This is a genomic window from Paenibacillus artemisiicola (assembly GCF_017652985.1).
Taxonomy (GTDB): domain Bacteria; phylum Bacillota; class Bacilli; order Paenibacillales; family Paenibacillaceae; genus Paenibacillus_Z; species Paenibacillus_Z artemisiicola.
The window spans coordinates 198,010-217,200 of sequence record NZ_JAGGDJ010000002.1 but is presented as its reverse complement, the minus strand read 5'-3'; the positions used below and the strand labels follow the sequence as shown (position 1 = coordinate 217,200).

The window sequence follows — 19,191 nt, the reverse complement described above, 5'->3', positions numbered from 1 at the left end:
CTTTATTCGTTTTCCTCCCGATCAGATCGGCTTTTCTCCTGTTGGCTCATTGTATGGGATGCAAAATCATAGATCAATACCGCTGTTACTATAGAAACCATAGACCAGAACAATGATAAATCGAGGAAGACCGCTGCGCGGACGGTTAATTCCCCCCGTACGACGGCGCGGCTTCCTGCTTCAATTCCTTCACGTGAGCCGTAATCAGATCGATGAACCCAAGGGCGGCTTTGCCCATATACTTGTCCCGGTGATACGCAATCCCGACTTCCCTCGACAGCGCGGGATTCTGGATCGGAATGCGGAACAAATCGTCGTAATCGTACATGTCGAAGAGCGTCCTCGATAAGATCGTCCCTCCCGCGCCCGAACGTACGAGCTTGAACAACGATTCGATCGTCGTTGTCTCGATCAAGGGGACGAGCTTGCGGCCGGCCTCCGTGCACGTCGTGTCGATCAATTGGCGGCACCGGTGCGTTTCGGGAAACATGACGATCGGAACCTTCAGAATGTCCTCGAAATTAATGGCCGAACGGCCCGCATACGGATGATCCGAAGCCGCCACGAAATAGAAGTTTTCCCGATAGAGCGGAATCGTTCGCACGCGATCGTCCTCGACCGGAAAGATCGTCAAGGCGACGTCCAACTCGTTTTGCAGAACCTGGTTGACGATATCTTCGTCGCCGATGAGTTTAATCCGGACTTTGGGGTATCTCTGATGGAAATCAAGCAGCAAGGACGATACCAATTGGTTCAATTCTCCGGGCAGCGCGCCGACCGTCAAAGTTCCCCGCTCGATCTGCTGAAGCTCGTGAATTTCGTCGACGGCGCTCGCTAAATTGCCGAACGCCAGCTTGCAGTGCCGGAACAAAATCATTCCCGCCTCGGTCAACGCGATTTTTTTGCCGATGCGATCGAACAGCAAGACGCCGAGCTCGTCTTCAAGCGTCTTGATCTGATGGCTCAAGGAGGGCTGGGTAATGCCCAGCTTCACGGAAGCCCTCGTAAAGTGCAGTTCCTCCGATGTCGTGATGAAGGATTCCAGCTGCCGCAATTCCATTCGGGTCCCCCCTTTCTCTTCGTTGTCGTGAAGCGCAATATCCAAGCTAATGCCCATCCCGTCCGTTGGCTTAGTTTCCCCTCATGTCCAGCGCGATTATTTACTTGGGCTTCCCCCGGGAGTCGCCTCGGTTTCGAACAACGCAACTATAACGAAATCGTTCTTCATCGATCAATGCCTCTTTTTCTATCACGATCATAGTTTTCTTCTATCAAAGCGCGGATGGCATCCAGTATTTTACTATCACCGGCAGCGATACTACGTATCAGGATTCCGTATTTTACAACGCGTCGCCGATGCGTTTAGAATTACTTCTAACGAGGCCGGTCATGAAGCGCGCATGCGTAACCCAAAACAAAATCAAATCGAAAAAAACCGCGATAATCGCGGTTCCAATCGTCTGTTTATTTCCGGTGGAAGAACCTGCCCGTATGTCTGCCGAGCCGTTCGTCATCGTGAATCGCCGGTCAGCGGACCGCCGGCGACTTTACGCCGAGGATATGCTGCATATAGTCCTTCTTGCTCTGCGCAAGCCGTTCGTCCGTCAGGTTGGACGTATCGCTTAACGCGAAATGAGGCAGATAGTCCGCGCTGATGAAATGCGCCAGCGCTTCGACCGGGCGGAGAAGTTCTTGAAGCGTGAACCGGTTGAATCCGGTGGATTGGTAAGACGCTTCCGTGCCGTACGTCGAGATGGCGACGCCGATCTCCTTGCCGGCCGTCTTGCTGGCGTCCGATCCGTATGCCCAGCCGTACAGCAGGACTTCATCGAACCACTTCTTGAGCAGCGGCGGCGTGCTGTACCAATACATCGGATATTGAAAAATAATGCGGTCGTGGCTCTCGATTAGCTGCTGCTCCCGGGCCACGTCGATTTTCTCGTCCGGATAGGCCGCGTACAATTCGTGGACCGTGATCTCGCCGTGCTTTTGCAATTCTTCGCGCCATGCCTTATTGACGCGGGACGTCTCCATGTTCGGATGCGTAATAATGACCATGATTTTCATCGATTCGTCTCCAATCCTGAAGATTAATTGATTTTTTACCTCGTTAGCCTGCCCCGATATCCGGTTTTGCCTCCACCGCCGGCCTGCGCGAATGATGTGGCACCGCTGCGCATAAGTTCCAGCTTCGAGCGGATACTACATCCGTCAAGGCCGAAGAAGCGAAATCATCCCGCCTCTCCCTGATTCATTGAATAACGTGATCCCATCAAAGCGGCTGCGTAAAGGAGATCGGACATTGGCTTGGAATATGCTGCAGACCAGAAGATTTTTGTGGGCCTATCTGCTCGTCGTTGTCATGCTGGCCGGCTCGGTGCTGCTCGATCAGCGGGACGTGCTGTTCCCTGAAATCGCGGGCATGGCGATGGGCGTCATCGTATTCCGGGTCCCGCACTGGATCAAGAACCCCCTTCACTTGTGGCTCTCGCCTACGTTGGGAGCCTTCATCGGCACTTCCTTGAATTATGCATCCCTGGCGCCGTTGATCAAATTATGGATCGGCCTAGCGATCATCGTCATCCTGATGCATCTATTCCGCGTCCAATTCGGACCGACGATCCCGGCTGCCCTGCTGCCGATCTTTATCGGCTTGCATGATTACGTGTTCGCGCTATCGACGGCGGTCTTTTCGTTCGTCATCATGTGGGCCGCGTACGCCGTTCGCACGCCCGAAAAGGCGTCGAAGGATCCGGTGAAATTCCGCAACGTCGCCGATACGGTGATCATCACGCTTCTATTAATGCTATGGATGGGCATCGTGGCCGCGACCGGATTTGAAGCGCTGATCGTCCCGCCCGTATTTGCCCTCATCTTCGAGGTGTTTCATTCGAACTTTACTTGGAAGCTCATTCCGCCTCGATTGGCCGTCTTAACGATTACGGCCCTTCTCTCCGTCGGCGTGTATCGCCTGTTCGCCGATTCGATCATTACGGTCGGCGTCATCAACGTCTTCATCACGCTCTTGATCTGCATCGCGTGCAAGACGCCCGTTCCCGTCGCGTTCGGCGTATCGTTGATGCCCCTTATTTACCCCGCCTGGGGATCATGGTGGTTTCCGGCAGGCGTCTTCGTCACGACGGGCGCCTTGATGTGCATCTCCGCCGCGAATCGCCGGATTCGCCATTCGCGAGCGGCGGCGTTGAACGAATAAAAAGGCAGCCTTGCGGCTGCCTCTTTTATCGCGATTACACGTAGCGCTCGGCTCAACCTATCTCCGCTAGAGGCGGTATGCCGTTGACGGCTTCTTCGCGGCTCATGGCCGTTAAGCCGGTTCGCGTCAGTTCCAAGATGCCATAGGGCCGAAGGAGACCAATGAACGAATCGATCTTCTCTTGATCGCCCACCGCCTGGATGATCATCGTGTCCGCCCCGATATCGACGATCGAGGCGCGGAACGCCTCCACGATTCCGAATAGATCCGGCCGCAGCCGGGCATCGGCGCTGACGCGGATAAGCGCCAGCTCGCGCTCGACGAACGGCGACGCGCTGACCTCCGCGATGCGGATGACGTCGATCAGCTTATGAAGCTGCTTGTTCACTTGCTCGAGCCGTTTGTCGTCTCCGGTGGTCACGATGACCATGCGGGACAAGCCGGCTTCTTCCGACTCGCCGACCGTGATGCTGTCGATGTTGAACCCGCGGCGGCCGAACAATCCGGCAACCCGCTGCAGCACGCCGGGGTGGTCGTTGACAAGGACGGAAATCGTATGCCGCTTCATGCTTCATCCCCCATAATCATGTCGTCGATCGTGGAGCCCGGCGTAACCATCGGGTACACGTTCTCCTCTTGACTGATCTGAAAATCAATCAGCACGGGACCCGGAAGTTCCAGCGCCCGCTTCCACGCCTCTTGCGCCTCCGCCTTATTCGTCGCCCGAAGTCCGGTCACGCCGTAGGCTTCGGCGAGCTTGACGAAATCCGGGCTTCCCGAGAGGTCCATATGGCTTAACCGGTTATCGTAGATGAGCTCCTGCCATTGCCGGATCATGCCGAGAACCTGGTTGTTCAAGATCACGATCTTCACGGGGATCCGGTAGATCGCGCATATCGCCAGCTCCTGCGCGCACATCTGCATCCCGCCGTCGCCGTTCACGGACACCACGAGGCGATCCGGCCGGCCGACCTGCGCCCCGATCGCGGAAGGCAGCCCGAACCCCATCGTGCCCAGGCCGCCCGAGGTAATCAGCGAACGCGGCTCCGAATACCGGTAAAACTGGGCGGCCCACATTTGATGCTGGCCGACGTCCGTCGTGACGATCGCTTTGCCGCCGGTCGTTTCGCTGATCATTTCCATGACGTATTGCGGCTTCAATACGGCTTCCGAGTCCGCGTACCGAAGCGGATAACGCAGCTTGTTGTCTTGGATCTCCGCAAGCCACGCATCCGATCTCGCCGGTTTCGCAGCCGCGTTCGCCAACCGAAGGACGGATTTTACGTCGCCGACGCACGGGATCGCCGTCGCTACGATCTTGCCGATCTCCGCCGGATCGATATCGATATGCGCGATCGTCTTCGCCTTCGGCGCAAAACCGCTCGTCTTCATCGTGACCCTGTCATCGAAGCGCGCGCCGATGCCGATCAGCAGATCGCAATTCTGCAGCGCTTTGTTCGCCGCATACGTGCCATGCATCCCCGGCATGCCCAGCCATAATTCATGCGCGCTGGGGAAGCCGCCCAGTCCAAGCAGCGTCGTCGTAACGGGAATTCGCGTCTTGCCGGCGAATTCGAGCAATTCCAGGGACGCGCCGGAATGGATGACGCCCGCGCCCGCCAGAATAACCGGACGTTCCGCTTCCGCGATCGCTTGGATCAATTTGCCGACCTGGCCCCGATCCGGAATCGTCTCCGGCTCATAGCCCCGAATGCGCGGCGTGCCCGTCGGGTAATCGAACCTCGCCGTCTGGCTTGTCACGTCCTTCGGAATATCGATCACGACCGGCCCCTTTCGCCCGGTGGAAGCGAGATAAAAGGCTTCATGGACGATCCTCGGCAGCTCGTTGACATCGCGAACCAAATAATTGTGCTTCGAGATCGGCATCGTAATCCCCGTGATGTCCGCTTCTTGGAACGCATCCGTACCGATGAGCGGCGTTGCGACATTGCCGGTAATCACGACCAGCGGAACGGAGTCCATGTGGGCCGTGGCGATGCCCGTGACGAGATTCGTCGCTCCCGGTCCCGACGTCGCGAAGCAAACGCCCACTTTCCCCGTTGCCCGCGCATAGCCGTCCGCGGCGTGGATGGCCCCCTGTTCATGCCGCGTCAACACATGCGCGAAGTCCGGGAGATCGTGAATGGCGTCGTAGATATGAAGCACGCTTCCGCCCGGAATGCCGAACACGCAGTCCACGCCTTCAATCAGCAAGCTTCGGAGCAGAGCCTCCGAGCCGGTAATCCAATCGTTGTTCAAGAGCTTTTGCATGCTCTCTTGCTTTGTGCCGCGCCTTTCGGTGACGATCATGTTTTTTCCTCCCCCTGTCAGCATTCGCCTCTACCGCGATTGAACGGACCCGTCGATCAAGGAACATTTGCCGTTGCCTCATTGTATGTAATTTGAATTTTCGGATCAATATCGCAATTTCTATGAGCCTGATAGGCTGAGCCGATCGTTCGGAAGACCGTTTCCGTCGTCGGGCATCGCGCATGTACGGGGCTGCGAGAGTCGAAGCTTCGAGGAGGCGAGTAATAGAAGAATGGTTGGATCATCGGCAGCATTCGCAGGAGGCTTGAATCGCGCAGCCTAGTTCATGCGATGCCTCCTGCCGCGCGCGAATGAAGGATCTACTTCGTTTGTCCCTTCAAGGCCTCGAAATAATCGAATACCACCTCGCGAAACTCCCGAGCGGCCGGCGATATGTATCGGCTCTTGTGCCACAATAACGCGATCTCCCGTACCACTTCGTGCGTCTCGATCTGAAGGTATTTGATCTGGGCCCGATCGTTCCTTGCCGTGCTTGGGATGAACGCGATCCCGATTTCGGCTTCCACGAGATTGACCAGCCTCGCCGGTTCATCCCCCTCGTATACATAATGCGGCGCGAATCCAACCGATCTGCATACCTCGTCCATTAAATCGCGCGTCCCGTAGCCGGCCTTTACCCCGACGAACCATTCCTCCCTCAACTCCGCCAAGGCAACGCTGCCGCGATCCGCCAGCCGATGCCCTCTCGGTACGGCGACAAGGATGGGGTCGATATACACGATGCGGCATTCGATGTCATCCCGTTCGATCGGCGGCGAGGACAAACAATAATCCACTTCGCCTCTCTCCAGAAGCGCGATCATTTCCTGCGTCGTCAGCATTTGCACGTGAAATTGAATATGAGGCCGCTTCTGGCGAAAGTTCCGAAGGATGTAGTGCAATACGCTTGCGCTCGTGACGCCCAATTCGAGCGTGCCGTGATCCGGGCTGGATAGATCGTTCAGCTCCAGCCGGCCTTGGTCCAGTTCGAACAAGGCCCGTTCCACCCGGCGCAGGTATCTTCTGCCGTAATCGTTCAATTGCAGCCTTCTGCCGATACGATCGAACAGCAAGACGCCGAGATCGTCTTCCAGGCGTTGAATCGTCTTGCTTAACGACGATTGCGTCACGTGCAGACGACGGGCGGCTTCGGTCACATGCTCCGACCGGGCTACCGCGAGAAAATAGTGCAGCTGAAGAAGTTCCACGTGCGCACGCCCCCATTCATTCCTTCCGGTTAATAAGAATATAACATGAAATGCGTTGGAATAAATAAACGCGATCGATTATGATGACGTTACGAGATTTCGGGAACGAGAAATGAGGAATGTTCATCATGAATCGTAAATTCATTGTTTATCTGGTCGCCTTCGCCGCTTTTTTCGGTCCGTTCACGCAGACCATCTATACCCCTGTATTGCCCGAGGTTGCGAGTCAGCTTCATTCCACCTCTTTCGTCGTCAATTTGACGATCTCCGTGTTTACCTTTTTTTTGGCCATCATGCAGATGATCTATGGTCCGCTCACGGACATCAAGGGGCGCCGCAAGGTCATGCTGCTGGGCATCGCGCTGTACGTGGTCGCTTCGGTCGGCTGTTTCTTCTCCGGAACGATCGCCCTGCTCCTGGTCTTCCGCGCGCTGCAGGCGATCGGCATCGCTGCGGGTTCCGTCGTGGCCGTTACGGTCATCAGCGATTTGTTCGAAGGCAAAGAACGCGGCGAAGCGATGGGCACCTTTCAAATGCTGGTGTCGCTCGGCCCCGTGCTCGGGCCGGTGGTCGGCGGCTTCCTTAGCGGCGTGTTCGATTTCCACTCCGTGTTTCTCGCGCTGGCGGCAACGGGGATGCTCGTGCTGGTATTCAACTACGTCTTCTTGAAGGAAACGAAGCCCGACAACATTCAAGCGGGCCGCTTTCAGCTGCGGGATTTTGCGTCGATTCTTCAGCATCGCATCGGATCGTCGATCATTTACCTGGGGTTTCTTCAGTATTACTCGTTTTACTATTTTCTTGTCTTCCTCCCGAACATTTTAACCGATCGCTACGGCTTGTCGGCCGAGCAGAAGGGACTGGTCTTTCTGCCGATGTCGCTTGGCATCGTGGTCGGCAGTTACGTGGGCGGGAAGATCCAGGCACGGATCGAAGGCGAAAAGCTGGTCGTGCTGACGAGCTATCTGAATGCGATTTCGTTGTTGATTTTCCTCGTCGTCTATTCGATCTCATTGCCTTGGCTGCTGGCCGGCATTATCTTATTCGGGTTATTCCTCGGGCTCTCGCTCCCGGTGCAGACGACGCTGCTGACCGGCGCGTTCACGAAGAACCGCGCGACGGCCGTAGGAGCGTACAACCTTTTTCGCTATATGGGGATGGCTTGCAGCCCGATCGTCGGCAGTCTGTTCTACCGGATAGGCGGCTATGTCCTGTTATATGGGTTTATCATGATCGTCTATCTGGCCTTTGCCCTGCTGCTGTCGCGGCGACTCCTCGGCGCGCAAGCCGTCAAGTCCGCGTCATAGCGGCTGCCAAACGGGATGAACGCAGAAACCACCGCTCCGGCGGTGGTTTTTCGCTTTTTATTAAAGGGCTGTACCGGTGTTTCAGGAATAGCTTTCGTTAATGGCTTTCTTTAATGGCTTTCATAAATAGCCTATCGGCGAACGCTTTCTTTCGGTACAATGGACATGATACCGACTACTTATTTCATTCGAACCGGGAGGAACAGGCAAGATGATCGAATCATTCGAGCAGCTTTTTGAATCGGCACGGGTACGACGGTTGCTGGAGCAGATGTACGGCAGCGAAGAACAAAAGCAGCAGGTCCAGCGATATCGCAGGGCGATGGACAGCTACCAAGCGCAATACGGCCAGACCGCGGCACTGAGCTACTTCAGCGCGCCGGGACGCACGGAGATCGGCGGCAATCATACGGACCATAACCATGGGAAGGTGCTGGCGGCCAGCATTCAGTTGGATACGATTGCGGCTGCGGCGGCCGTGGACACCGGGGTCATTACCGTCGTTTCCGAAGGGTATCCGGGCATCTCGGTCATCCGTCTGGATGACCTGGAGCCGCAGGCCGGCGAGAGCGGAACGGCCGCGTTAATCCGCGGGATCGCGCACGGCTTCCGTCAGCACGGGTACCGGATCGGCGGCTTCAACGCCAGCGTCGGCAGCACCGTTCTTCCGGCGTCGGGTCTCAGCTCCTCCGCCTCTTTCGAAATTCTGATTTGCCAAATACTGAGCACGTTATACAATAACGGCGAGCTGGATGCGGTCATGATGTCGCGCATCGGCAAGCATGCCGAGAATCTGTATTGGAACAAGCCGTCGGGGATGCTGGACCAGATGGCCTGCTCGTACGGCGGCATGATCACCATCGACTTCAAGGAGCCGGCGGAGCCTCGGATCGAGCGGATTCCGGGTACCTTCGAAGCCGCGGGCTACAGCCTGGTCATCGTCGGCACCGGCGGCAACCATGCGGACCTGACGAACGATTACGCGTCGATTCCGAACGAGATGCGGGCGGTGGCGCAAGCCTTCGGCGTCGAGGTATGCCGCGATGTGACGGCGGAGATGATCTATGGCCGGCTCGCTGAGCTTCGCGAAACGGCGGGAGACCGAGCGGTGCTGCGGGCGCTGCATTTCCTGGACGAAACCGACCGCGTCGACCGTCAGGTCGACGCGATCAAGGCCGGCCAGTGGCAGGACGTGCTGAAGGATATCACCGCTTCCGGGAATTCCTCGTGGAAATGGCTGCAGAACGTTTACCAAGAATCGGCGTCCCGCGAACAAGGGATTGCGCTGACGCTCGCCATCACCGAACGGTTCATCGACCGGCTGGGCGACGGCGCCTGCCGCGTGCACGGCGGCGGCTTCGCCGGCGTCATTCTGGCCGTGCTGCCGCATGCGGCGGTCGCGGAGTACCGGGAGCTGATCGAACGTACGACCGGCACGGAACTGTTCAAGATCCGCGTGCGCGAGATCGGCGCGGTCTGCTTGAATACCTTCGCGTAGGTTCGCGGGTTATGTAACGCGCTTCTATTGTATCCCTCTATACTGATAAGAACGGCAGCCGATCCTCCGATCGGCTGCCGTTTTATTGAACGCGATTCCTGATTAACGTTTCCCAATCGAAGCGTTATTTCCGACGTTTGTCAACCAAATAAGCCGCGATGAACGCGGCCTAAGTCAAGGTTTGGTCAAGGTCAAGCGTTAGTCGTTCGCCGGGGTGCCAAGATCGTCGGAACGTCCGGCGGCGAGGCGGGACCACTGGGCGGTCGGGCGGCCGTCCAGCCGAAATTGCCCGCCCTTGGCGTCCCAATGCCGCGGCCAGCCCTCGGGCGAATCCTCCCAGAGTTCCTGCCGGCCGTAGACGGTCAGGTCGAGCAATCCGTACGACGTTGCCATCGGCTCGTTGCCGCGGCCGGTGGTCCAGTACGTCTCGTAGACCTTGTCGCCGTCCCGGAGATAACTGACCAGGATCCCGAAGTGCCGGTTTGCGATCAGCCGGTCCACGGAACCCGGCGGTACCGAATACCAAGGAACCGTCCAGCCCATGAAGTCGCGGTACCGCGAGCTCTCCTCGTACGGCCCTTGGCAGAACGTTGCGTAGCTCACGTCCCGCGAATGCAGATAGGACAGCTCGCTGATATGGGTCGTCGAGAAGGTACAGCCCTCGCACTGCCGCGCGGCGGTCTTGCCGGCATGCCACATATGATAGTACGCGATCAGCTGGCGGCGGCCTTCGAACGCGTCGAGCAGCGTGACCGCGCCTTCCTTGCCGATCAGCGGGGCGGTCGCGTCCGTCTCGACCATCGGGAGCCGCCGGCGGGCTGCCGCGATGGCGTCGCCTTCGCGCGTATGCGCTTTCTCCCGGATGCGCAGCGCATCCAATTCGGCCTGCCAAGCGGCCCGGTCGACCACGGCGGGCTGCGCGGACTTGTTGTCGGTTGGATTCATGTGCCTCCTCCTCCTACATGTGCACGACGATCGTGCCGGATTCGACGGTGACGGGATACGTCTCCACTTCCGGCGACGACTCGGCTTCGATCGTCACATCATAAGTCTTGACCAGACATTTGTGCGGGTCGAAGATCGATTTGCCGGTCGTAATGTCGAATTCCCAGCCGTGCCACGGACAGCGCACGATCTCGCCGTCCCGGCCGTATACGTACTCGCCCGGCGCCGACGGAAGGGTCATGCCGGTTACGGTACCGACGCAGAGCGGCGCGCCCTGATGCGGGCAGCTGTTTTTGAGCGCGTAATACGTGCCGTGCACGTTAAATACGCCGATCGGGCGTCCCTCCACGACCAACGTTCTTCTCGTTCCCGCCGGGAAGTCGGCGACTGCTCCAACGACATGGCTTCCCATGCTGATCGCCTCCTTTAATCAAGCTTGTACAGCTCGTGCGCGTTGTCGAAAAAGATCCGGCGCCGCAGCGGCTCCGGCAGCTTCGGAAACGCGCGGGTCGGGGAATCGAAATCCCAATGCGGATAATCGCTGGAAAACATGAGGATATGCTCGGCGTCCATCATCTCGAAGATTTGCAGCAAGTGGGCGTCGTTGTCCGGCCGTTCCAGCGGCTGCGACGTAATCCGCACGTGATCGCGCAAGTATTCGCTCGGTTTGCGTTTCAGCCACGGGACTTCGTACCGGAGCGCTTTATATTCGGCGTCCAGCCGCCACATCAAGGGAGCCAGCCACGAGACGCCGCCTTCGACGAGGACGATCTTAAAGCCCGGAAACCGCTCGAACACGCCTTCCGTCAGAAAGCTGACCAGATGCGCCTGGAACCCGAGCGACAGACAGGTGTGCCACTCGATGTAATGGGTCGGATACCCCGGGGTCGGCTGCACGTTGATGCCCATTCCGTCGGTTCCGGGGTGAATGGCGAACGGCAGGCCGAATTTCTCGCATGCCTCGTAGATCGGATAGAACTGCCGCTGTCCGAACGGGGCGCGGGCGCCGGAGTCGGTCATGACCTGGACGAAATGCGGATGGCCCGCCCACCGCTCGATTTCGCGCGCGGCGGCTTGCGGGTCCTGCGTGTTCACCGTGATGGAGCCTTTGAATACGCCGTCCGCATTGTATTTGCTCAACCAGGTATCCGCGAGCCAATCGTTATAAGCCGCCGCGATGGCGTTGCCGAAATCGGGGTCGGGGTGCAGGTTGCAAAACGCGCGCGGCATAAGAATCGCATAGGCATGTCCGTACTCGTCGATGAGCTGCTTGCGAAGCAGCTCCGGATCGGAGCCCGACGGACCTCCTTGCGGCGGTCTTGCGTCCAGGCGGTCGCCGTGGACGGGATTGCCGTAAAAGCCGCGCCCGCCACCGTTATAGCGTTCCCGCCACGGCTGCTTCATGTAGGAACGGATCTCCTCCGCGTTTCTCGGGTAGGGATGCACGTCGCAGTCGATGATGCCCGTCCGCGTCTTCCTCGGTTCGATCGTGGTTTCCGTCTGCTGCTCCATCGTTTCGTTCGCCTCCCTTACATGATTGAAACGGCCGTTTCCCGCACCTTGTCCTCGTTGACCTCCAAGCCGAGCCCCGGACCGTCCGGCACGAACAGGTACCCGTCCTTGAATTCCAATTGATTGTGAAAGAGCGCCGACAGCTTCTCGTTATGCCCGGTGAACTCCTGATGGTACATGGCGTTGGAGACGGACGCGCAGAAGTGCAGGCTGGCGGCCGTTCCGATGGTCGGCTGGGTGTTGTGCACGACGATCGGCTTGCTCCACGCTTCGCACAAGGCGGCGATTTTTTTGGCTTCCGTGAGTCCGCCGCACTTGACCAAGTCCGGCTGAATAATGTCCGCCTTGCCCTGCAGGATGAGATCGCGGAACTGCCAGAGCGTGTATTCATGCTCTCCCGCGCTGACCGGGGTATCGAGCGCGTCCGCGACCTGCGCCATGGCCAAGTAGTCGTATTGCGGCGTCGGTTCCTCGAACCAGGCCAGTCCGACATGCTCTTCGAGATAACGCCCGATCTGAATGGCTTTGTGCGCGGTGTAGCCGTTGTTCGCGTCGAAGCCGATTTTCACCTCGTCGCCTACCGCGGCGCGGATCGCTTTCATCATCGGAATCGCGGGATCGTTCGCGGTCTCGCCCCGCAGCGGCCCGTAATTCATGCGCAGTTTCAGGACCGTGAACCCGTTCTCCACCTGGGCGCTCATGATGCGGGCCACGTCGTCGGCCGTCGCTTTGCCGTCCCAGCCATAGCTGTAATAGATGTTCACCCGATCCCGGAATCGCCCGCCCTGCAGCTGATAGACCGGCTTGTTCGTCGCTTTGCCGATAATGTCCCACATCGCGAGATCGATCCCCGAAATCGCTTCCAATTGCGCGCCGGATGGGCCGAGTTTATAAGGCGCCAGCAGCATCTTCTGCCATAGCACCTCCACGTCGAACGGGTTTCCGCCAATCACGTGCGGCTTCAAGGCGTGCACGGCCATGGCCTGCAGGACGTGTCCGCCCATGGGCGAGCATTCCCCCCATCCGCTAATCCCTTCGTCCGTTTCCAATTTGACGAACAAACTGCCCCAAGGAAAAAGAAACGTGGTCATGTTGGTGATCTTCACGGCTTTGCCTCCTTACGCAAGAATAGTAAATATATTTTATATATTCTGATTTTGTAAGAGATCTCCTTCAACCGGCTCGAATTTTCCCGATTCCGATAGGCTGCCAACAAAAAAATCCGCTCAAATGGCGGATTTAATCGATCGATGCGCGGATCGGGCCGCGGACTGCCAGGATTACCTTGCTTATGGGAAGGCGCCCGATTAAAGCGATTTGTAGTCTTGCGCGATCACGTCCATGACGCGCTTGCCCCAATTCGAAGCCTCCGAGCCCGGCTCGTTCCAGGCGTACGTAATCAAGGCCTTCCATAATGCCCAGCCGCGCGCGCGGTCTACGGCGGCTTGATCCGCGCGCATGCCGCTCAGGAAGACTTGGCGGCTGGCGGCGTCGAAGAAATTCCACGCCATCACCAAGTCGCTGGAAGGGTCGCCGACTCCCATCGTACCGAAGTCGATCACGCCGGACAGCCGGCCGTTCCGCGTCAGAAGATTGCCCACGGCTACGTCGCCGTGCACCCATACCGGCGCCGCTTCATAGCGGGTCGCCAGGGACAGCTCCCAGATGTCGGCGAAGAGCTTCCGGTCGTCCGGATCGCCCAACTGCCCGATGACGGCTCTGGTATCCGAATCGTAGACGGACAAGTCTCCCCCGCGGTGGAAGTTCTGCTCGCCGGCCGGAATGCCGTTCGTGGCGTCGATCGCTTCCAATTCCTTCAGAAACCCGGCCAGGTCTTCGGCAAATTCGTTCAGATCGCGCACGTTGGCAGGCGTGACGGTATCGCCCTCGATCCAACGGTTGACGGACCAGGGAAGCGGATAGTCCCCGTCCGGCTTCCCTTCCGCGACGGGAGCCGGGATCGGCAGGGAGAGAAGCGGCTTGAAGACGGGAAGCCACGTCAGCTCTTTGGCAACCGCCGAGGCGTATCGCTCATGGCTCGGCAGGCGTACCGTCATGTCGTCGCCCAGCCGGTACGTCCGGTTATCGTGTCCGCTCTTCTCGACGGGCTTCAGCGCCAAGTCCTTCCACTCGGGAAATTGACGGTCGATCAGCCCGCGCACGAGCTCGGTCGTAATGTCGATCATTAGGTCCTCGCCTCTTTCATGCTTCGTTCCCGCATCCTTACGGTACCTCGATCATAACAAGCCTAGAGCGGCGAGGCAAAGGATAAAACGGCTATCAATCAAATCCTCCCGGCCGCACCGTTCGAGCAAGTCCTTGCCGATTACCGTTCGAGCAAGTCCCTGCCTTTGCCGTCCGTCGCCGCAAGCGACTCGATCTTCCAAGGCTCGGCGGGCGTCCCGCGGACAAAACGGAGCACGAACCTCGCCTGCCGTACCCGGTTGTCGGCAGCGTGCAGCTTCACCGCTTCGGAACGCTCCGCCACGAGGCCGTCTTCCGCGATGTACGCCGTCTTTCCCGGCTTGCTATCGGACGATATCCGCTCCGTCTTGCTCAGCAGACGTTCCAACGGCTCGTTGTAGGGATCGACGAACAGCATTCTGGCCGCCGGGAGTTCCTTGAGATTGTACGTTTTGAAGAACGTGGCGGCCAGCATATCCGGGTTCATGGTCCCCATATAGCCGGTGAGCTTGCCAGCCGCTTTATAAACCATGAGCTGATGCTCCGGGTCGACGCTCCGCGACTTATGCGTCGTGCTGCCGAGAAAATGCACGCAAAAATGCCCGGAAAACCCGTTATCCGGGATGCCGTCCCCGCCGTGCGGCATCCCGTGCATCGAGGCGGCCAGCACGGCATCGCCGGTCCCGACGAGCACCGCCCTTCGTTTCCAGCTCCATTTCCCCTCGTAGATGTCCTTCATGATCTCGGTGTCCTCCCGCGTCAACGGCTGGACATCCGCGTGGCTGCTGCCTGCCCGCCGCTGGACCCGGAAGGTCTTGCCCGTCTCCAAATCCGTCAGCGCGAACGTCGACGACATCGGAATGCGCGACTTTGCGTCATCCCAGGACAGCAGCGTGCCGTAATACGACCCGCGCAGCTCGTCGACCCGCTTCTTCAGCAGCAGCCGGTCCGGCCGCCGCAGGATGATCATCTGGCCCTGTTCGCCGTCGTACGCGAAGCCGTTGCGATCCACCGCAAGCGTCTGCCTGACCCCGCCCGTCCGCACCGAGAGCTGCGTATCCGAGACCGGGAGATAAGGCGCGCGAATGCGAACGCCGTTGTTCAGCATCTTCTGCACGGCGCCGGGACTGCCCAGCGTCAACTCGGCCGTTCGGGTTGAATTCGGCGCCGCCGCCACGCGCAATATCGCTTCATTGTCCGGCGGCCCATTGTCCGGCACGGTACCAGCCCCGACCGGTCCGAAGACGCTGCCGATCATCAGGGCCGCCAGCAGCATGATGCCGGTTTTCGATTTGCGCAAACGATCCATGGTCTCTCTCCTCCATCGGGAGCTTGAATCGATCAAGCTCCGCCTGTCGTACGGTTAACCTTCACAGGATTTGCCAAACGGGCAGGCGTTATCCTCCGGCCGCCGAACTTCGGCGCGAAGCGATCCGGCCGTTCGCCTCCCATATCCAGGCCTTCGATCGCGCCGCCGCAACCAAAAACCGGGCCGCCCGATAGGGCAGCCCGGTTAGGATGATCGCTCCTTAATGAAATGACCGCGCTTGGAAATTCAGAAACGCAGCGTAAGCTCCCGCCCCAAGGCACGGCAGGCGATGCCGTCCGCGGACGCGGTCAGCCCTTCTTCGGCGGCATCTTGCGCCTGTCCGTTTCGCTTCTGCGGAATCGGCGCCGGCGGCAGCCCGCCGATGAATTGAACCCGGTACGGATGATCGCGAAACGCATAGCCGACCGCATCCGATTCCAGCTTCATGTCCGGCAGCTCGGATGAATCGCCCCATCGAATCTCCAGTCCCCAGTCCGGCCGGCTTGCGGCAAAGACGACTTGCCGTTCCGAGCAGCGAATAGCGAGGGTTTCTCCGTCTTCCGTATCAATCCGAATGATGAGCTCGCCCGGCGTCGATTCGTCCGTCTGCACCGATCGGACGGCGAGCGGCCTGGCCTGCCCTTCGCCGTCGTAAGCGACGGGCCGAAGACCGGCCGGCTTATCGCCGCTGCTCCACCGGGCACTGTCTACGACCGGCAGGGTGTCGTAATGACTGTAGCGATCCGGGCACGTCTCCTTTAAATACCGTTCCTCGTAACGTTCGTCGAAGAGGTGGATGTCGCGGATCCACAGCTCGCCGTCATTGTTCAGCAGGTTCAGCCGGTAATACCGGTTGTAATACCAGACGGATTGGCGCCCTTCTCCTCTCCAATCCGTCAGCGCGCTGATCGAGGAGGCCGGCGTGACGGGATGCGCCGCTTTGAACCAGCGGCCGGATGCCTCCAAGGTCTCGACGCGCAGCTCGCCCTTCGCCTGCCGGCCGGCAAGCTCCTCCACCTGGTCGATCAGACCGTCCTTCATCAAGGCCCAGCCGAAGGAGTTCTCCTGCCCGACCTGCGTATAGCCGAAGGAAACCTGCTCGGGGCGGAAGTTCACGTCGTAGAACCACCGGACCCACCGCGGAATGCCGCCGCCGCCCTCCGCTCCCGAATACACCGGCTCCAGGGTGATGACGCTCTGCCCGTTGCCGCCAAGCCGCGCATCGTATTGGTAGATCGGATCGCTCCCCAGCATGCGGAACACGGGAACCGGGATTTGGCAGGCTTCGGTCTGCGCCGGCATGAACCCGTTCAGGCGGCTCGGGTAATAGGCTTGATTGTAATAACCGCCCCACAGCGTGTAGCCGTCGGTTCCCCATTGATCCTTGCAATTGCACGAAGCCGTGATGCCGTACGTATCCGATAAGTAAGCCAGCGCGTGGGCATCCAGGAACCAGGAGCCGACGGATTTGGGATAATAGCCGAAGCGTGCGCGGAAATCCTCCATCAGGACATCCGCGAGCTTCTCCCGCTCCCGCGGGGTATAGCCGACCGTGAAGGCGACGTGCGCGTGCCAGTCCCAGGCGAATCGTCCCCGCCATGGAATGCCCGCCTTCTCGGCCAGCGGCTGCACGACCTCGAACCAGACGCCGATCTCCTGCTTGTCGTCCGCGTCTTGCAGCAGATCGGCGAAGGCGGGGTTGATCAGCGCGTCGTACTGCAGCAGCCAGGTCGCCGGCAGGCCGTGCCGCTGAACGAGCGCCAGCTGTTCCTTGACCGGCTCGACCAGGTCGATGGGGTCCCGCGGCTCGAAGCCGCGGATGAAATTAATGATGTTCACGCGATTGGGATTCGCCGCTTGTGCCTGATTCATGGCCTGATTCATGGCTTGCTTTCCACCTCTTCTACTCCCCGATGATCGCCGGCTTGTCGCTATAGACGTTGCGAGGGAGCGTCTTTTTGATATCGACCGTGATTTTGCCCGCGGGCGTGTCGCTGTACGCTTGATAGTCTTTGTTGAACTCGGCGATCGTCTCTTCGTCGTGGCCGCGAACCTTCATCTCGTTCAGGAACTGATTGTAGGCGGCTTCGAAGTCGCCGTCGTTTTTCGCCAGCAGCATCTTCGCGTAATACTTCAGACGAATGTCGCTCTGAACGGGCCCGTACTTCTCCACCGTGCCGCCGATCGTCGGTTTGATGCGCGCGGCCTTGGGCGTCAGGCCGAAGGTGCCCTGCCGATGATTGATTTCCTCCGCCTTGTACAGCATCGCGTTGTAGGCCGGCCATGGCGATTCCATCGTCTTGATATGCGAGCTGCCGACGCTGGCGAGGTTCTTCCACCACCAGAAACCGTACTGCGTCACGCTTGCCATGCCGCCGTTGTCGCCGCCCCAGAATTTGGGACCGCGGAACACGTCGTAATTCTCGACCGCCGCGCCGTCTTCCAGTTTATAGGCGCCCATGCTCTCCGGGCCGTACTCCATGAGGACGAACGCTTCGTTGGTCTGCATCCAGTCGAGGCCCTTCATGAGCCGGTCCGGGTCTTTGATCTTCGCGCTGATGCCCGTGCCGTTGGTTCCGAACGGATTGTAGTTCGCGTATTGGGCCGGCTTAATCGCTTGTACGGCCGGAAGCGGCGCGGGATCGAACCAGCCGTCGGGAAATCCTTGCTTCTCGAGCGCGTTGTAAGTGATGGCTTCCGGAATATTGCGGTTCTTCAGCGTCGTGACGTTTGGATTGTCCCAGCCGCCGAACAGCATCGCGCCGAAGCGCAGATTGTTGACCTTCTCCTTGAACAGATCCTTCTTCTGGAAGGCGGTCTCGGGGTCGAGCAGGCCGTTCAAGTATTGATGGTTCAGCCAGGCGAACGCGTCTTTGAAGCCGGGCAGCTTGTAGTCGGGCACGACCGTCCCGTCCGGTTGTTCGTTAAAGCCGTTATCCGTGCTCCGGACGCCGAACATGGACATGACGATCTCGAGACCGGCGAAATTCTCCCCGCCGAGCGACAGCGGGATCATCGCGCGGCCCTTGTCGTCCTTGATGCCTTTGACGGCGTTCAGGTACTTCTCGAACCCGTCCAGCGTGCGCAGGTCGTCGGCCGTCATGCCCGCTTTCTTCAGAATCGAGCTCTGCACCCACAAGCCTTGCGCGTTGCCCTGCCACGCGGACGGATTGTCGATCACGGGCTCGTAAGCGGACGGCACGAAGTAGATATGCCCGTCGCTCGCCCGCCAGTAATCGATGATGCGGTTATCGATCTTGGCCAGGTTCGGATACTTGTCGGGCTGGTTGAAATAATCGTCGAGCGGGAGCAGCTTCTTCTCGTTGATCAGGCGCGACCAGACGAGGCTGTCGGAAGGCAGAATGATGGCGTCCGGGAACGTGCCGGCCGCGAGCTTGAGGTTGATCTGCTGCGACAAGTCGCCGCCGTTGCCGATTTCGACCTTGTCCCAATTCACCCCCGACTGCTTCATGACCTCCTGCGTGATGGGACCGTCCAGATTGATCGGCGTCGTCATCGCGGGCGCGTACAAATTGTAATGCGTCTTCTCCGCCGGGGCGGCCGTATTCCCGTTCGCTTCGTTATTCGCCGCCGGCGCCTCGTTGCCCTTCCCCGAGCAGCCGGCGATCAACGCCGCGGCGGCCGTCATGACCAGCGCCGATTTGGCGCCGCGCTTCCATCCTTGTTTCATGTCCAATATCCCC

Annotated in this window: 16 protein-coding genes; 3 read left to right on the top strand and 13 right to left on the bottom strand. The window is 59.2% G+C overall.

Annotation, left to right across the window (positions count from 1 at the left end):
* Positions 1-145: 145 nt before the first annotated feature.
* Together I8J29_RS04245 and I8J29_RS04240 are read right to left on the bottom strand one after the other, a co-directional pair.
* Entirely contained in the window at positions 146-1,060 is a 915-nt protein-coding gene (locus tag I8J29_RS04245) for a LysR family transcriptional regulator (protein ID WP_208846427.1), read from the bottom strand.
* Positions 1,061-1,527: 467 nt separating this feature from the next.
* Complete coding sequence (locus tag I8J29_RS04240; protein ID WP_208846426.1) at positions 1,528-2,067, bottom strand: NAD(P)H-dependent oxidoreductase; 540 nt, start codon at positions 2,065-2,067, stop codon at positions 1,528-1,530.
* A 235-nt stretch (positions 2,068-2,302) separates the two neighbouring features.
* Here I8J29_RS04240 and I8J29_RS04235 point away from each other — a divergent pair, with 235 nt between their 5' ends.
* Positions 2,303-3,214 (top strand): hypothetical protein, encoded by a 912-nt coding sequence (locus I8J29_RS04235; protein WP_208846425.1) that lies wholly within the window; start codon positions 2,303-2,305, stop codon positions 3,212-3,214.
* Between the two features lie 52 nt (positions 3,215-3,266).
* Here I8J29_RS04235 and ilvN read toward each other — a convergent pair whose 3' ends face one another.
* The 3 genes from ilvN to I8J29_RS04220 all read right to left on the bottom strand — a co-directional run bounded on the left by ilvN (position 3,267) and on the right by I8J29_RS04220 (position 6,732).
* Positions 3,267-3,782 carry an acetolactate synthase small subunit gene (ilvN, locus tag I8J29_RS04230; RefSeq protein ID WP_208846424.1) on the bottom strand — a complete coding sequence of 172 codons (516 nt, stop codon included), beginning with the start codon at positions 3,780-3,782 and terminating at the stop codon, positions 3,267-3,269.
* A complete protein-coding gene (gene ilvB / locus I8J29_RS04225; RefSeq protein ID WP_208846423.1) occupies positions 3,779-5,524 on the bottom strand; it encodes a biosynthetic-type acetolactate synthase large subunit in 1,746 nt (581 codons plus the stop codon). The genes ilvN and ilvB overlap by 4 nt, the downstream gene beginning before the upstream one ends.
* Before the next feature lie 320 nt (positions 5,525-5,844).
* On the bottom strand, positions 5,845-6,732 hold the full coding sequence (locus I8J29_RS04220) for a LysR family transcriptional regulator (RefSeq protein WP_208846422.1): 888 nt from the start codon (positions 6,730-6,732) through the stop codon (positions 5,845-5,847).
* 128 nt (positions 6,733-6,860) lie between these two features.
* Between I8J29_RS04220 and I8J29_RS04215 the strand changes: the two genes are divergently transcribed.
* Positions 6,861-8,039 carry an MFS transporter gene (locus tag I8J29_RS04215; RefSeq protein WP_208846421.1) on the top strand — a complete coding sequence of 393 codons (1,179 nt, stop codon included), beginning with the start codon at positions 6,861-6,863 and terminating at the stop codon, positions 8,037-8,039.
* Positions 8,040-8,250: 211 nt separating this feature from the next.
* The gene (locus I8J29_RS04210) at positions 8,251-9,537 is read left to right on the top strand and encodes a galactokinase (RefSeq protein WP_208846420.1); all 1,287 of its coding nucleotides are present in this window, start codon (positions 8,251-8,253) and stop codon (positions 9,535-9,537) included.
* 198 nt (positions 9,538-9,735) lie between these two features.
* Here I8J29_RS04210 and I8J29_RS04205 read toward each other — a convergent pair whose 3' ends face one another.
* From I8J29_RS04205 to I8J29_RS04170, 8 genes are all read right to left on the bottom strand, one after another.
* On the bottom strand, positions 9,736-10,482 hold the full coding sequence (locus I8J29_RS04205; RefSeq protein WP_208846419.1) for a DUF899 family protein: 747 nt from the start codon (positions 10,480-10,482) through the stop codon (positions 9,736-9,738).
* A 13-nt stretch (positions 10,483-10,495) separates the two neighbouring features.
* Positions 10,496-10,894: a Rieske (2Fe-2S) protein gene (locus I8J29_RS04200; protein WP_208846418.1), complete on the bottom strand. Its 399-nt coding sequence runs from the start codon at positions 10,892-10,894 to the stop codon at positions 10,496-10,498.
* 14 nt (positions 10,895-10,908) lie between these two features.
* Positions 10,909-11,994 carry an amidohydrolase family protein gene (locus I8J29_RS04195; protein ID WP_208846417.1) on the bottom strand — a complete coding sequence of 362 codons (1,086 nt, stop codon included), beginning with the start codon at positions 11,992-11,994 and terminating at the stop codon, positions 10,909-10,911.
* A 17-nt stretch (positions 11,995-12,011) separates the two neighbouring features.
* Complete coding sequence (locus I8J29_RS04190) at positions 12,012-13,100, bottom strand: mandelate racemase/muconate lactonizing enzyme family protein (protein ID WP_208846416.1); 1,089 nt, start codon at positions 13,098-13,100, stop codon at positions 12,012-12,014.
* 201 nt (positions 13,101-13,301) lie between these two features.
* Positions 13,302-14,180: an aminoglycoside phosphotransferase family protein gene (locus I8J29_RS04185; protein WP_208846415.1), complete on the bottom strand. Its 879-nt coding sequence runs from the start codon at positions 14,178-14,180 to the stop codon at positions 13,302-13,304.
* A 140-nt stretch (positions 14,181-14,320) separates the two neighbouring features.
* A complete protein-coding gene (locus I8J29_RS04180; protein WP_208846414.1) occupies positions 14,321-15,487 on the bottom strand; it encodes a hypothetical protein in 1,167 nt (388 codons plus the stop codon).
* A 246-nt stretch (positions 15,488-15,733) separates the two neighbouring features.
* Positions 15,734-17,371 (bottom strand): hypothetical protein, encoded by a 1,638-nt coding sequence (locus I8J29_RS04175; protein ID WP_240545886.1) that lies wholly within the window; start codon positions 17,369-17,371, stop codon positions 15,734-15,736.
* A gap of 19 nt (positions 17,372-17,390) precedes the next feature.
* Positions 17,391-19,178 carry a type 2 periplasmic-binding domain-containing protein gene (locus tag I8J29_RS04170; RefSeq protein ID WP_208846413.1) on the bottom strand — a complete coding sequence of 596 codons (1,788 nt, stop codon included), beginning with the start codon at positions 19,176-19,178 and terminating at the stop codon, positions 17,391-17,393.
* Between the last annotated feature and the right edge of the window lie 13 nt (positions 19,179-19,191).